The sequence below is a fragment of the Streptomyces bluensis genome (assembly GCF_014650715.1).
Taxonomy (GTDB): Bacteria; Actinomycetota; Actinomycetes; order Streptomycetales; family Streptomycetaceae; genus Streptomyces; species Streptomyces bluensis.
Map to the genome: position 1 here is coordinate 857,533 of NZ_BMVM01000002.1, position 12,255 is coordinate 869,787.

General features: G+C 71.5%; 11 protein-coding genes. 7 read left to right on the top strand and 4 right to left on the bottom strand.

Annotated elements, in window-relative coordinates; translation table 11 throughout:
* The first annotated feature begins 213 nt into the window (after positions 1-213).
* Genes IE262_RS08965 through IE262_RS08980 form a run of 4 tightly spaced genes read left to right on the top strand, consistent with a single transcriptional unit; the run spans position 214 to position 3,464 of the window.
* A complete protein-coding gene (locus IE262_RS08965; RefSeq protein ID WP_189872575.1) occupies positions 214-1,221 on the top strand; it encodes a metal ABC transporter substrate-binding protein in 1,008 nt (335 codons plus the stop codon).
* A gap of 19 nt (positions 1,222-1,240) precedes the next feature.
* Positions 1,241-2,032, top strand: a complete 792-nt coding sequence (locus IE262_RS08970) for a metal ABC transporter ATP-binding protein (protein ID WP_189872576.1) — start codon at positions 1,241-1,243, stop codon at positions 2,030-2,032.
* Positions 2,033-2,046: 14 nt separating this feature from the next.
* Positions 2,047-2,988 carry a metal ABC transporter permease gene (locus tag IE262_RS08975; RefSeq protein WP_189872577.1) on the top strand — a complete coding sequence of 314 codons (942 nt, stop codon included), beginning with the start codon at positions 2,047-2,049 and terminating at the stop codon, positions 2,986-2,988.
* A 59-nt stretch (positions 2,989-3,047) separates the two neighbouring features.
* Positions 3,048-3,464, top strand: coding sequence for a Fur family transcriptional regulator (locus tag IE262_RS08980; protein WP_189872578.1), 417 nt, complete (start codon positions 3,048-3,050; stop codon positions 3,462-3,464).
* A 78-nt stretch (positions 3,465-3,542) separates the two neighbouring features.
* On the opposite strand, the gene IE262_RS08985 is transcribed toward IE262_RS08980, so the two are convergent.
* Together IE262_RS08985 and IE262_RS08990 are read right to left on the bottom strand one after the other, a co-directional pair.
* Positions 3,543-4,241 (bottom strand): M15 family metallopeptidase, encoded by a 699-nt coding sequence (locus IE262_RS08985; protein WP_189872579.1) that lies wholly within the window; start codon positions 4,239-4,241, stop codon positions 3,543-3,545.
* A gap of 294 nt (positions 4,242-4,535) precedes the next feature.
* Positions 4,536-7,661: an AfsR/SARP family transcriptional regulator gene (locus IE262_RS08990; RefSeq protein WP_189872580.1), complete on the bottom strand. Its 3,126-nt coding sequence runs from the start codon at positions 7,659-7,661 to the stop codon at positions 4,536-4,538.
* Between the two features lie 316 nt (positions 7,662-7,977).
* On the opposite strand from IE262_RS08990, the gene IE262_RS08995 reads away from it, so the two are divergent.
* The gene (locus tag IE262_RS08995) at positions 7,978-10,608 is read left to right on the top strand and encodes a DUF6185 family protein (protein ID WP_229877167.1); all 2,631 of its coding nucleotides are present in this window, start codon (positions 7,978-7,980) and stop codon (positions 10,606-10,608) included.
* 7 nt (positions 10,609-10,615) lie between these two features.
* Here the strand turns inward: IE262_RS08995 and IE262_RS09000 are convergent, their stop codons facing one another.
* Positions 10,616-10,810: a DUF397 domain-containing protein gene (locus IE262_RS09000; RefSeq protein WP_189872581.1), complete on the bottom strand. Its 195-nt coding sequence runs from the start codon at positions 10,808-10,810 to the stop codon at positions 10,616-10,618.
* Positions 10,792-11,625: a helix-turn-helix domain-containing protein gene (locus tag IE262_RS09005; protein WP_189872582.1), complete on the bottom strand. Its 834-nt coding sequence runs from the start codon at positions 11,623-11,625 to the stop codon at positions 10,792-10,794. The genes IE262_RS09000 and IE262_RS09005 overlap by 19 nt, the downstream gene beginning before the upstream one ends.
* A 115-nt stretch (positions 11,626-11,740) precedes the next feature.
* Between IE262_RS09005 and IE262_RS09010 the strand changes: the two genes are divergently transcribed.
* Complete coding sequence (locus tag IE262_RS09010; RefSeq protein WP_131565670.1) at positions 11,741-11,968, top strand: hypothetical protein; 228 nt, start codon at positions 11,741-11,743, stop codon at positions 11,966-11,968.
* A complete protein-coding gene (locus IE262_RS09015) occupies positions 11,965-12,195 on the top strand; it encodes a hypothetical protein (protein WP_189872583.1) in 231 nt (76 codons plus the stop codon). The genes IE262_RS09010 and IE262_RS09015 overlap by 4 nt, the downstream gene beginning before the upstream one ends.
* Positions 12,196-12,255: the final 60 nt, after the last annotated feature.

Genomic DNA, 12,255 nt, shown 5'->3' on the forward strand with positions numbered 1-12,255 from the left:
TACGACGACGGGCGACGAAGCGGATGCGCTCCTGGAGGGAAGCGATGCGCCTCAGAGCGAATGCTTCAGGTTACCGGCGGGGGCTCCCCTCCAATCAAATCGGTTCGGTCAGGAGACAGCACAAAACGGTCACCCACCCTCACCGGGGTCTCACCGCACGCCCCACCCAGGGCTTGTTGACAATCATTTCCAACTTTGCTGAAAATGACTGTCATGAACGTAGTACGACCACACCGCCGACAGCGGCCGCATCGGCGACACCGGCGACACCGGCGACCCCTCATATCCGGGGCCGCGGTCGCGGCGGCCACCGCCCTCGGCCTCGGCACCCTCACCGCATGCTCGGACACGTCCGCCACCTCGGGCAACACGGACAAGTTCGACGTCGTGACGTCGTTCTACCCCATGGCCTACCTCGCCGAGCAGATCGGCGGGAAGCACGTACACGTCACCACCCTCACCGAACCCGGCCAGGAGCCGCACGACCTGGAGATCAGCGCCCGGCAGACCGCGCAGCTCCAGGAGTCGGACGCCGTCCTCTACCTCAAGGGCCTCCAGCCCTCCGTCGACGACGCCGTCGCCCAGTCCCCGGTCAAGACCAAGATCGACGCCGCCACGCTGACCTCCCTGGAGAAGCACGGCAACGAGGTCGGCGGCCACGCGGCCGAACACGACCACGAGCACGGCGAGGAGGCGGACGGCAAGGACCCCCACATCTGGCTCGACCCGGTGAGATACGCCGAGGTCGCCAAGGGCGTCGGTGCCGCCTTCGCGAAGGCCGACCCGGACCACGCGGACACCTACAAGACGAACACCGAGGCCCTGGTCGAGAAGCTCGGCGCCCTGGACTCGCAGTTCGAGAGCGGCCTGAAGAACACCAGGACCAGGGTCTTCATCACCACCCACGCCGCCTTCGGCTATCTCGCCGAGCGCTACGGCCTGACCGAGGAGGCCATCGCCGGCCTCGACCCGGAGTCGGAGCCCAGCGCCGCCCGTGTGAAGGATCTTGAGAAGATGGCGAAGGCCGACGGCGTCTCCACCGTCTTCTACGAGACCCTTGTCAGCGACAAGACCGCGAAGACCCTCGCGAAGGACTCGAACCTGAAGACGGACGTGCTCGATCCCATCGAGGGCATCACGTCCAGGTCCCGGGGCGACGACTACATCCAGGTCATGGAAGCCAACCTCAAGGCGCTGCAGACCGCACTGGGCGCCCGGTGACCCCTGTGGAGGACGCGGCATGAGCGACGCACCCGTCACCGAACCCGCCGAGCCCGTCATATCCCTGCGCGGTGTCCGCGCGGAGTTGGGCTCGCGCACCGTCCTGCGCGGCATCGACCTCACCGTGCACCGCGGTGAGGTCGTCGCGCTGCTCGGCGCCAACGGCTCCGGCAAGTCCACGGCCGTACGCAGCGTCATCGGCCAGGTGCCGGTCAGCAAGGGCACGATCGAACTCTTCGGCACGCCAGGGGCACGCTTCTCCGACTGGAAGCGGGTCGGGTACGTGCCCCAGCGCACCACGGCCGCGGGCGGCGTCCCGGCCACGGTGACCGAGGTCGTCGCCTCCGGCCGCCTCTCCCGCGCCCGCTTCGGCATCCTCCGCAAGGCCGACCACGAGGCCGTGCACAGGGCTCTCGCGCTGGTCGGCCTGACGGACCGGGCGAAGGACTCCGTGAACGCCCTGTCCGGGGGCCAGCACCAGCGCGTCCTGATAGCCCGCGCCCTCGCCGGTGAACCCGAGCTGCTGATCATGGACGAGCCGATGGCGGGCGTCGACCTCGCCAGCCAGGAGGTGCTCGCGGACACCCTGCGCAAGCAGGTGGGCGAGGGCACGACCGTCCTCCTCGTCCTGCACGAACTCGGCCCCCTGGAGCCCCTGATCGACCGCGCGGTCGTCCTCCGCGACGGCTGCGTCCTCCACGACGGCCCGCCCCCGAAGGCGGTCGGCCAGCATGCCCTGCCCGGCCACGACCACGTCCACCCGCACGCGGCCCCCGGTGCGGAACCGGTCCGTACGGGCCTGCTGAGCTGAGAAGGCACCGCATCATGGATCTCCTGAACTACGCCTTCATGCAACGGGCCCTGCTCGCCGCCGTCCTCGTCGGCGTCACCGCGCCCGCCATCGGCATCTACCTCGTCCAGCGCCGCCAGGCCCTGATGGGCGACGGCATCGGCCACGTGGCGATGACGGGCGTCGGCCTCGGCTTCCTGCTGTCGTGGTCCCCGGTGTGGATGGCGACGCTCGTGTCCGTCGTGGGCTCGGTGCTGATGGAACTCATCCGCTGGTACGGCAGGACGCGCGGCGACATCGCGCTGGCGATGCTCTTCTACGGAGGCATGGCGGGCGGCGTGATGTTCATCAACCTCGCGCCCACGGGCTCCAACGCCAACCTGACGTCGTACCTCTTCGGCTCGCTGTCGACGGTGTCGCCGTCGGACGTGACGGCGATCTGCCTGCTGGCGGCGTTCGTGGTGCTGGTGACGATCGGCCTGCGCCGCCAGCTGTTCGCCGTCAGCCAGGACGAGGAGTTCGCCCGGGTCACGGGCCTGCCGGTACGGGCGCTGAACCTGCTCACGGCGGTCACGGCGGCCGTGACGGTGACCGTGGCGATGCGGGTCGTCGGACTGCTGCTGGTCTCGGCGTTGATGGTGGTGCCCGTGGCGGCGGCCCAGCAGCTCAGCCGGAGCTTCGCGGCGACGTTCGCCATCGCGGTGGCCATCGGGGTCACGGTGACCATCAGCGGCACGGTGACCTCGTACTACCAGGACGTGCCGCCGGGGGCGACGATCGTGCTGCTGACCATCGCCGCGTTCCTGCTGCTCACGGCACTGGCGGCGCCGCTGGCACGGCGGCGGGCGCGGGTACGGGAGCATGCCGGGGGCGACCCCGCGGAGTGTGTGATCCCCGCCGCGGACGAGGAGTTGGGGCGGGCGACGGTCCCGGCCGGCCGCGGTTCCACGGGCGGGGCGGAGGGGGTCGGCACCTGACTCCCTTCCGTCCGGGCTGGCACAATGGCCCGGCAAGGCGCAGACGTGAGGAGGCAACGGTGACGACCGCTGGACCCGTAAAGGGTCGGTCCACTCGGCAGCGTGCGGCCGTGGCGGCGGCGCTCGACGAGGTCGACGAGTTCCGCAGCGCGCAGGAACTCCACGACATGCTCAAGCACAAGGGCGACTCGGTCGGGCTGACCACCGTGTACCGCACGTTGCAGTCCCTCGCCGACGCGGGCGAGGTGGACGTGCTGCGCACCTCCGACGGCGAGTCGGTGTACCGCCGGTGCTCCACGGGCGAGCACCACCACCATCTCGTCTGCCGGATCTGCGGCAAGGCCGTCGAGGTCGAGGGGCCCGCGGTGGAGAAGTGGGCGGACGCGATCGCGGCGGAGCACGGTTTCGTGAACGTGGCGCACACGGTGGAGATCTTCGGCACGTGCGCCGACTGTGCGGGGGCCTCCGGCGGTTGAGCGGTTCGCGGGTTCTCGCCGTCACCTGGGGGCTGCCGCCCCCCAGACCCCCGCTTGCCGGCCTGAACGGCCTCGTCCTCAAACGCCGGACGGGCTGGGGGTGCCTGGCCTCGGCTGAATATCCCGGGCGCCGTCCACCGGGCCGTAACAGGCCGCCGCGGCCCCGGTCATGAGGGCCCAGTAGCGGTCGCCGTACGACCAGTGCCACCACTCCGTGGGGTAGTTGACCAGGCCGGCCGTGGTGAGCGCGGCGGAGAGGAAACGGCGGTTGCGGCGGGCCTCGTCGGAGATGTTCGGGGCGTCGGTGTAGCAGGCGCCCGCGCTCTCCTCGGGGCTCGCGTCGACCGGGGTACCGAGATCGAGCTCCTCGCCCGAGGCGGTGCACAGGGTGAGGTCCACCGCGGCGCCGGCGACGTGCGGACCGATCTCCGGCGGGGACAGGGACCGGCTGGTCTGGGTACGCAGGTACTCCTCGGACCAGTCCGGGTTGGCACGGCGCAGCTCGGCCGCGTACGCCTCGAAGTAGCTGATCTGGAGAGTGAGCGGGCGGTACCCCTCGGTGACCAGCAGCCGCAGGCCGTCGGGGAGCAGCCGTGCCGCGCGGGCCAGCCGCCAGGCGACGCCCTCGCGGATCAGCGCGTAGGAACCCTCCGGGTCGGCCTGCCGGGAGTCCACGACCACGAAGGCCAGCTCCCGCAGATCGACCAGGGGCTCACCACAGTCCTGGACGGGGACACCTGCGACCGAGGGGTCGTTCATGAGGATGATCGGGGGCATGCGTCGTCTCTCGCGGCGGTTCGGGCGTACGGGCGTACGGCGATGCTGGCGGGTCGAGGCGATGTACGGTCGTGCGGCGACGCCCCGGGACAGGGGCGGTCGTACCCGACGCCCCTGCCCCGGAACTCCCCCGGCATGTGCCTGGCTTCCCCTGGCTGATGGTGCCCTTCACTTGGCCGGCCGAGCGGTGAGGATCGCCCGGCCGACCATTTGTCCCCCGACACCCACGAGCTTGGCGCAGGGCGCTGCAAGTTCTCTGCAAGTCCACGGCAAGGCGTTACGGGCACGGCCGGCCTACGACCGCCCCGGCCAGGGCTCGTTCCGTTCGCGGGCCTCGCACGCCGTGAACACGGCCATCGCCTCGGCGCGCAGCGCCGCCGCCCCCGTCCCGTCGCCCAGTGCCTCGCGCGCCGTGGCCAGGTCCCGCAGGGCGCGGGCGCGCGGGAGGCGCAGGCCCATCTCCTCCCAGCCGGCGACCGACGCGGTCAGCAGCCGGGCCGCCTCGGCGAAGCGGCCGTCGGCGAGCGCGCACTCGCCGAGGGTGCGCACGGTCATCGCCTCGCCGAAGCGGTCCTGGTGGGCCCGGCAGACCCCGAGCGCCCGGTGCAGCTCGGACTCGGCCTCCCGTGTACGGCCCATCCGCAGCCACGCCTTGGCCAGCGCCCGCCCGCTGTACGCGGCCATCAACGGATCCCCGAGGGCACTCAGGATCTCCCGCGCCTGCCCGGCCACGCGCGCCGCCGCCTCGTACTCGCCGAGCGACCGGTGGATGAGGCTGAGCGTGCGCAGCGCCATGGCCTCCCCACGGCGGCTGCCCTGCCGCCGGTACGCCGCCAGCGACTCGTCGAGGAGGACGAGCGCCGTGTCGTGGTCGCCGAGTTCCAGCCGTACGGAACCGGCGTACCGGCAGGCGACACCCACGCCGGTGTCGTCGCCGAGCCTCCGGAAGCCGTCGACCGCGTCGGCCAGAGCCCGTTCGGCGGCGCGTAGTTCGCCCAGTTCGCGGAAGGCGCTGCCGACGCCGGAGAGGGCGGCGGAGCGGCCGTGTACGTCACCGAGGTCCGCGCAGATCCGCTCCGCCTGCTGGAAGTAGTCCAGTGCCTCGGCACAGCGGTCCTGTTCGTAGCGGAGCTGGCCCAGGCCTATGAGCAGCAGGGCCTCGCCGGAGAGGTCCTCGGCGCGCCGGGCGGCGGCGAGGGCGGCGTCGTGGCTGCGCCACCAGGCGTCGAAGCGGTTGCTGATGGCGAACGACGAGGAGCACAACGCCGCCGCGGCCTCGCAGGCCGGTGTGTGCAGCCCCAGCGCGGCGGCCCGTTCGACGGCCGTGGTCAGGGCGCCGGCCTCGGCGTCGAACCAGGTGAACGGATCGGCGAGGGCTCGCCGGGTGGTGCGGGCGCTGACGGCGGTGTACGGGCCGGAGGAGGCGGGCGGCCGCGGATCGTTCCCGGTGCCGCCGGTGCCGTCCTCCGGTGCCCCGGAGGTGTCGCCCGGGGTCCCGGTGGCCGCGCGGCGCTGGCGCAGTATCACCGCTCCCGGGGGTGCCGCCTCTGTGACGCGGTCCATCAGCCACAGGCCGGCGGTCAGGGCGCGGCCCACGGCGGCGGTGCGGTCGGCGACGGGGTCCTCGGTCTCGGCGCGTTCGGCGGCGTAGACGCGGACCAGGTCGTGGAGCCGGTAGCGGGGCTGGCCGACCTGGTCCGTGCCGGGGCAGTCCAGCAGCTGGGCGTCCACGAGCCGTTCCAGCGCCTCCTCCGCCTCGTCCTCCGGTACGTCGGCGAGGGCGGCCACCGTCCAGGCGGCCACGTCGGCCGAGCCCAGCGTCGCGAGGCGGCGCAGCACGAGGCGGGCGCTCGGGTCCAGCGCCCGGTAGCTCAGGCCGAGGCCGGCCCGTACCTCCAGGTCGCCCACGGACAGCTCGTCGAGGCGGCGGTGCTCGTCGGCGAGGCGGTCGGCGAGCATGCTGGGCGTCCAGTGCCTGCGGGTCGCCAGCCGCGCCCCGGCGATCCGCAGGGCCAGCGGCAGCCCGCCGCACAGCTCGACGATCCGCCGCGCGGCGGCCTCCTCGCGTGGGTCCCCCCACGAGGCGCCTATGACACGGGTCAGCAGCTGAAGGCCGCGTACGCCGTCCAGGACGTCGAGGTCGGTCCGCCGGGCGCCGACCAGCCCGCCGAGCCGCGTCCGTGAGGTCACCAGCACCCCGCAGGCCGCGCTGCCCGGCAGCAGCGGACGCACCTGCGACTCGCTGCCCGCGTCATCGAGGACCAGCAGGATGCGGCGCCCCGCGACGAGGCTGCGGAAGAGGTCGCCGCGCTCGGCCGGGTCCTCGGGCGGGTCCGCGCCCAGCGCCCGCAGCAGCCGCCCGAGGATCTCCCCCGGCGGCACGGGCTCACTGAAGCCGTGCAGTTCGGCGTAGAGCTGGCCGTCGGGGTACCGGTCCGCCACCCGGTGGGCCGCCTGCACGGCGAGGGTGGACTTCCCGACCCCCGCGGGCCCCGACACCACCACCACGGGTGTCGCCGCGCGCGGCCCGGTCAGCCACGCGGCGACCTCCGCCGATTCCGTCTCCCGCCCGGTGAAGTCACTGAGGGCGGGCGGCAGCAGCGACACGGTCCGTGGCGGCGCGGCGCCCGTGCGGGCGGGCGGGGCGCCGGCCGGGGTCCGTCTGCCGGGCAGCAGCCCGGGGTCGGCCCGCAGCACGGCCTGGTGCATCCGGTTCAGCTCCGGCCCGGGGTCGATGCCCAGTTCGTCGGCGAGCACGGCGCGCCCCTCGCCGTACACCGCGAGGGCGTCGGCCTGGCGCCCCAGCCGGTAGAGCGCGAGCATGAGCTGGCCGCGCAGCCGCTCCCGCGTGGGGTGGGCCGCGACCAGCGCGGTGAGCTCGGTCGCGAGGTCGGCCTCCTGCCCCGCGATCTCCAGCTCCGCCGCGATCCGCTCCTCCAGCGCCGTCTGCCGGGCCTCCTCAAGGCGTACGGCCTCGCCGCGCAGCGCGCCCCCGACGCCACCGAGCGCCGGGCCGCGCCACAGGGCCAGCGCCTCACGCAGCGCGCGGGCGGCCGCGCGGTGGTCACCCCCGGCGGCGGCCCGCCGTCCCTCGGCGGTCAGTTCCTCGAACCGTACGAGATCGACCCGGCCGGCCCCTGGCCGCAGCACGTACCCGGGCGCCCTGGTCTCGATCGCCTCTCCGGCGCCCTCGGGCAGGGCGCGCCGCAGCGCCGAGACGTACGACTGCACCAGTGCCCGCGCCGTGTCGGGCGGTTCCGCGCCCCAGATGGCGTCGACCAGCGCGTCGGCGGGCACGACCTGTCCGGCCCGCAGCAGCAGCACGGCCAGCAGCGCCCGCGGCTTGGGGCCGCCGAGGCGCAAGGGCACGCCGTCCCGGTACGCCTCGACCGGGCCGAGCAAGCGGTATTCCAGCTCCACGGGTCCCCGTCTTCCGGGCCGTCGGTCCGCAGCGACAGCGTTGCTCACGCAACGTTCGACGCGGATGTACGGCGTCGTGGTTTCCCCGCACACATGATGCGCTACTGATTTGAGAGAAAACAGGAGAAGGCACGGGCGTTCTGGCCGGGCCGGGAGGTGATTTCGGAAGTTTTCCTCCCGTAGCCGGACAAGTACGGCACGGTCGCCCGTCGGATTTTCATGCCGGGGCGGGATGGGTATGTTTTTCCGGCGCGTGTGAGGCCGGAGGGGTGAGACCTGGCCGGTCTGCGCCGAGGGGGAGTTCGAGGGGGAGGCTTTGGGACGGGGGCTGCTCAGAGGTTGTCTGCTGCTGTGCCTGACGGTGTTGTTCGTCCTGGCGGAGTTCGGCCTTCAGGGGAGGGCGTCGGCGGCGGACGACGACTGTGCTTCGGGAGAGCTGAAGGGCGCCAAGGCCACTACGTCGGTGCGGTTGAAACACGACGGCGAGGACTTCACGAAGGCCGACACCCGATTGGTCGTGGAGGTGCCGAAGTCCTGGAGCCTGGCCCCGGACCTGCTGCTCAACGGAGACACCGAGGGGTACCGCGCGGCCATGCGGTGCGTTCTGCGCTACCCGGACGATCCGTATCCGTACCGGGACACGGAATGGCGCCCCTGGCCGCCCAAGGTGACGGTCCAGAACAAGTCGATCACGGTGGAGCACCGCGCCGTCACGAACGTGGACGCCACGGGGGACAGGGATTTCGGGCCGTGGCGCATCAGCATCGGCAAGAGGCTCTGGACGCTGACCCTGCTGCGCCCTCCCGCCCTGGACAAGGCCTGGTGGCAGGAGATCACGGTCGATCTCGGCGGACGTGCGGCACGGACCGTGTCCCCGACCCCGACGAAGGGCTCGGTCACCCGGCTGACCTGGACCCGGGCGAAGGCGGGTGACAGTCCGCCCGACGTCCGGATCCAGATCCAGCCACCGGCGACCAAGGCGCTGGCCGCCCAGTGGAACGACAGCCCTTGGTACCTCGTGAGTTCGGCGACATTGCTCTCGTACGACCTGGTGCTCTTCCCGGCCCTCCTGCTCCTGGTGCGGAGGCTGCGCAGGTCGCCCGTGTCGTTGTCACCGACCCCGGCGGAGGAGGCCACACGCCGGAACCTGCTCGTGTGGGCCTGTGTCATGTTCGCCGCCGTACTCGCCTTCGAAGTGGACGACCAGGCGCCCCGCTTCCTCGGTGATCACGGGCTCTTCCCGTGGTGGCCGGACCACAGGGTCGCCGTCCACCTGGTGATCTCGACGCTCGGCGGGGGTGCCCTGGTCCTGTTCGGCAGACCCGGGCGGGCGGCCGGGACGGCGGCGGCGCTGGCGGTCGCCTACATCGGCGTCGTGGCGAGCGCACCCGAATGGTCCGCGCTGCCACCCGGCTTCTGGCTCTCCACGGAGCACGCAGGCGACATCGATCACTTCCGGATGACCTGGGGTTTCCTGCGGTTCGCCCTCGCGTGCGGCTGCCTGGTCCTCGTCTGGATGGTGGGCCTCGCCGCGTCCGTCGCGCGGCTGCGACGGGCGGTCGACGTGCAGACCCCGGGAGCAGTCCCCCGCGGGGTCTTCCCGCACCGGGTCCTCGTCGCGTGCGCGGCCGTCGCGGCCGTCCTCCCGGCGATGAGCGTGTGGGCCTCGGAGAACCTGTGGCAACAGCGGAGCTGGCTGAGCATCGGCGACAGCGACGAGGGTTACGTCCGCTGGCACGTCGCGGAACTCCTCAACGACCTGGCGTGGTTCCCCTCCGACTGGCCGGACTGGATCCACTACTGGACCTGGTGGCTGAGCCTGATAGGCGCACTCGTCGCCGTGCTCTGGGCGCGGGCTCAGGCGCCCGGCGCACCGCCGGTCAATCCCGGGGCGACCGACCTCCTGGTCATCAACATGCTGTTCGTGATGGAGATCGCGCCGACTCCCGGCTGGGTCGCGGGCTTCCCCATGTGGCTGGTCTCGGTACCGCCCATAGCCCTCGCCCTCTACCTCCTTCTCGCCCTCGGAAGATCACGCTCGGTGCTCTCCCGTGAGCTGCTCCCGGGCACACCCCGGCGCGGGCCCCTGCACAGCATGATCCGGGAGTCCCACCGCCGCTGGCTCATCGACTCCGCACGCACCTACCGCGATCTGCACGCCCAGCTGCGCCGCCTCGACCAGGGCCAGCAGGACGGCAAGCGAGCCGAACTGGAGGATCAGCTCGACCAGTTGCACCGATGGACGCCTCCGGGCGCCACGGCGCCTTACGTCGACGCACGACTGCCCGACTCGGTGGACTCCGTGGAACTGGCACTGGCGTGGGGGCCACGCGCCACCTGGTGGCGCAACGCGTGCCGCGCCGCGCTCTTCTCGTCGCTGATCGCCCTGCCCGCCACGGCTGTCGGCCTCTGGGCGAACCAGATACGGGGTCCGTTGTGGAGCGACAAGTTCAACCAGCGGTTCGGCTTCGCCGACCTTCTGACGCAGGTGATCGGTTCACAGGCGAGCTGGGCGGCCGCCGGCTTCGTCCTGGGAGCACTGTGGCGCCTGCTCCCCGGTCGGCGGGGTCCCACGAAGGCGCTGGGCCTCTCCCTGGTGTACGCGGCTCCGGTCGCCCAGCACTGGATCATCACCAGGGCCTTCGACCAGTTCTTCGGCAACTGGGCGCTGGACGTGGCCCTGACCCTGCTCATCCTCACCGTGACGGGGGTCGTCATGGACATCGACACGTTCCGCCAGGAGGGCCACTACTGGCCGACGAAGGCGGCGCTGCTTCTGTCCGTGTACCAGTTGCGCACGGCGTCGGTGCAGGTGGCGTTCTTCGTGGCCCAGTTGGTGGCGCTGGTGAGCATCTGGCAGCAGCTGAAGGGGAACGACCCGATGGTCCTGATCCAGCCGAACACGCCCGGCGAGAGCTCCGGGGGGAGCCCTGAGGGGGCTCCCTGACCCGCCCCTACGAGGTGTACTGCCGCACGAACGCGCCCCATGCGGCGGCGCCGACGAGGATGACGGGGCCGTGGGGGGACTTGCTGTCACGGACGGGGACGAGTCCGGGGACTCCGTCGGCGACTTCGACGCAGCTGCCTCCGTTGTCGTCGCTGTAGCTGCTCTTGCGCCAGCGGGCGAGGCTCAGGTCGTACTCGCGCATCGTCTGTGGTCCTCCGCCGCCGATTCGATCAGGGCGAGGGACGCCTCCGGCGGCAGTGCGGCGGCCCTGAGCAGATCGTATGTTCCCTGCACACGCTTCACCAGGGCTGGATCGTCCAGCAGGTTCCCCGAATACACCGCCTCCGTATAGGCAGTTGGCGGCGCATCCTCGAACTCGAAGAGCGTGACCATCCGGCCCATGAGCGGGTACGCCCCGACCGAGGTCGGCAGAACCTGCACCAGAACCTTCCGTTGCCGCGCCAGATCCGCGATGTGATCCAACTGCTGGGCCATCTCGACCCCGCTGCCAACCGGAATACGCAGTACGTGCTCGTGCAGGATCACCCAATACACGGGCCGGGTAGCGTCGTCCAGGATCCGTGCCCGCTCGATGCGAGCGGCCACCTTCTCCTCGATGTGCGCCTCAGTGACGAAGGGGTTGCTCGCCAGCGTCACCGCTCGGATGTATGCGACTGTCTGCAACAGCCCCGGCACCAGCGCCGGCGCGAACTCACAGATCTTCGTGGCCGTCCGCTCCAGCTCCACAACCGCCGCGAAGTAATCCGCGTACCGCTTGTCATCAATCAGCTTTCGCCACGTGCGCTCGAAAAAACCATCGGATTGCAGCACCTCGTCAATCCGCTGCGCCACATCCAACTGCGGCTTACGAATCGCCTGTTCGAACTGCCCGATGTACCCCCCGGAGACGAATACCCGTGCCCCCAACTCGACTTGAGTAAGTCCCGCGTCTTCCCGGCGCCGCTTCAACTCCGCCCCGAAGAACTCCCACGCGGCCTGCCGCGAACCGTTGGCCATGACCGATCCCCTCGCGCTGCCCCGATCTTGTAGGGCACAGACTGCTGCCGAGTGTAGGCGCAGAGCGTCACCATGGAGATGCGAAGAGTGAAACCCAACAGGTCAGGGGAGCAGCGTGAAGGCAGAAAACGCATCACTCGGGGGACGACACTCGGCGCTCTGCGTCGAAGAGGCGGAGGAAACGGTGGAGGAATTGCGGCAGGCGCTCGCGAGGGCCGGAATTGTGCTGCCGTCACTACGGATCGACCCGGCAACTCTCGCGCGGGAGGCGCCCTGTCCGCTGGTGGTACTGGGCGGCTGCTCCGTCACCGTCGCGGCACGCCTCGCGGCGGCGTTGCGGTGAGCGATACGAGCGAGAGACCGCCGATCGGGACGTACGCCGTCGACACCCTTACCGGGAGAGTGGGCCGGGTCATGGGGTACGAGGGGCCGTATGTGCAGCTGAGACCGGTGGGCGGGGGCCGGGAGTGGGACTGCGCGCCCGAGTGCCTGCGGGCCGCGACGACGATAGAACGGCTGCGCGCGGCGACGGCGTACGAGAACGCGAGGAGCAGGGGCGAGGTTCCTTGAAGGCCGCCAGGCCTTGACGGGCGTCGTCCTCAACACCGGGTGGGGCTGGCTCTCCAGCCC

Bases quoted from the DNA above. Each gene is read 5' to 3' on its own strand.
- IE262_RS08985 (WP_189872579.1), bottom strand. From the start codon at position 4,241: ATGCCCCCGATCATCCTCATGAACGACCCCTCGGTCGCAGGTGTCCCC.
- IE262_RS08970 (WP_189872576.1), top strand. From the start codon at position 1,241: ATGAGCGACGCACCCGTCACCGAACCCGCCGAGCCCGTCATATCCCTG.
- IE262_RS08975 (WP_189872577.1), top strand. From the start codon at position 2,047: ATGGATCTCCTGAACTACGCCTTCATGCAACGGGCCCTGCTCGCCGCC.
- IE262_RS09000 (WP_189872581.1), bottom strand. From the start codon at position 10,810: ATGCGCGAGTACGACCTGAGCCTCGCCCGCTGGCGCAAGAGCAGCTAC.
- IE262_RS08965 (WP_189872575.1), top strand. From the start codon at position 214: ATGAACGTAGTACGACCACACCGCCGACAGCGGCCGCATCGGCGACAC.
- IE262_RS09005 (WP_189872582.1), bottom strand. From the start codon at position 11,625: ATGGCCAACGGTTCGCGGCAGGCCGCGTGGGAGTTCTTCGGGGCGGAG.